Source organism: Deltaproteobacteria bacterium, from assembly GCA_026388545.1.
Taxonomy (GTDB): domain Bacteria; phylum Desulfobacterota; class Syntrophia; order Syntrophales; family UBA2185; genus JAPLJS01.
The window spans coordinates 1-1,747 of record JAPLJS010000068.1 but is presented as its reverse complement, the minus strand read 5'-3'; the positions used below and the strand labels follow the sequence as shown (position 1 = coordinate 1,747).

The following is a 1,747-nucleotide window of genomic DNA, read 5'->3' as shown; positions in this document are numbered from 1 at the left end:
GAATCAAACAATAAATTATCCTTCTGTAACTGGTAGGAGTTGTCAAGCCGTAACCCCAGCCACCGCACAGTTTAGTCGTTCAGTATTTCTGTCGATTATCTTCAGTTACTCAAACCACCCCATGCCGTTTGTTTGTAGGTGTTATACCTGAAAAGTAGTTTCAATAGACACTACCTCTGATGATTTTTACATCTTGTTTTGCCATGCATCATCGTGAATCTTAAGTTGAGGTAGTCTTGAAAAAAGCAGCGTGCTTCTCAATCATATCTGCAACGTCTGCGGCATTTCCCTGGTAAATTAAATTTTTCAGTTCAGCCACGTTTTTTTCATACGCCTCGATATGTTGATGAATGTCAGGATTCATGGTTACGATTTCGGCATACAGCATGGGGTTCTGGCAAAAAACCTTCTGAATGATTTCGATCTTTGCCTGAAAGGCAGGCGTTGCAAACCGGCATAGTTCTAAGAAGCTCACACCCGCTTTGCTCAAAACCAGTCCCATCATGATGGTATTAAAATGATTAAGTCCCTGGACGATCGCCATCATCTTGTCATGTTTCTCCGGCGTTGTTTCCACAACAAGGGCGCCGTTCCTATCAAGGACATCCTGCAGCCAGGAAATCCACTTCTCACCCCTTGCCGGACAGAGAACAACATGCTGCCCCGCTATGGAATCGACCTGGGGTCCGAAGAGCGGATGGCATCCGATAACCTCTGAAACGGATGATTCCAGCATGGCTTTAACAGGCTCCTGCTTCAGAGAAGTGAGATCCATGAGGAGGGCGTCCTTGAGCATATGTGGACCGACCTTCTCAATAACCGAAGCGGTTACTCCGATGGGAACGCTTATGACGACCACCTGACATGTCTCAGCCATTTCGGCGACAGCCATTCCCCGATTTCTCCCGGATATATGAACAGTATATCCTTCTTTTTCAAAGAAGCGGGCAAACCACCCCCCCATGCCGCGGGTACCGCCAATGATGCCTATCGGGATGTCATTCATGCGCAACTGCCTTCTGTCTGAGTAAATGATCTGCCAGGACAATACTCACCATAGCCTCACAAACAGGGATGATCCGGGGTATTACCGACACGTCATGCCTCCCTTTAATCGATATCTCCACTGGCTCCCCCCGCTCATTGATGGTCTGCTGAACCTTGGCGATGGACGCAATCGGCTTGCAGGCTGCCCGTATAACGATCTCCTGGCCTGTGGTAATACCGGCCAGTATCCCACCGGCATTATTGGATAGAAAACCATCCGGTGTGATAGGGTCATTTGCCTGCGAACCGGTCATTTCCGCAACCTTAAAACCAGCCCCAATTTCCACTCCCTTTACCGTCCCGATACTCATGAGGGCCTTGGCAAGATCGGCATCCATTTTGTCAAATACCGGTTCTCCCAAACCTGGAGGGCACCGCCTGACGATAATTTCGACAATGCCGCCGAGGGAATCACCGCTGCGCCTCGCTTCCTCCAGTTTCGCCTCCATTTTCCGGGCAGCGTCCTTATCCGGGCACATCAAACTGTTCTCAGCAATATCTTCGGGGGAGATATTTTTCGCCCCATCACGGTCCAGCTTTATTGCAATACCCCCCAGCACTTTTGTATAGGCAATGATTTCCATGCCTTCATGGGAGATGATTTTTCCGGCAATCGCCCCGGCAGCGACACGTGCCGCCGTTTCACGGCCTGAGGCTCGCCCTCCACCCCGATAATCACGAATCCCGTATTTTTTGAAAT

At 49.6% G+C, this 1,747-nt stretch carries 2 protein-coding genes; both read right to left on the bottom strand.

Translation table 11 applies throughout. From position 1 onward, the window contains the following. Positions 1–220 precede the first annotated feature (220 nt). Positions 221–1,006, bottom strand: a complete 786-nt coding sequence (locus NTW12_07680) for a prephenate dehydrogenase/arogenate dehydrogenase family protein (GenBank protein ID MCX5846221.1) — start codon at positions 1,004–1,006, stop codon at positions 221–223. After that, a partial coding sequence (aroC, locus tag NTW12_07675) for a chorismate synthase (protein ID MCX5846220.1) occupies positions 999–1,747 on the bottom strand: 749 nt, incomplete at its 5' end. The genes NTW12_07680 and aroC, both read right to left, overlap by 8 nt.

What these genes read in the sequence shown, in the direction of transcription:
- NTW12_07680 (MCX5846221.1), bottom strand. Translation starts at nt 1,006, where the DNA reads ATGAATGACATCCCGATAGGCATCATTGGCGGTACCCGCGGCATGGGG.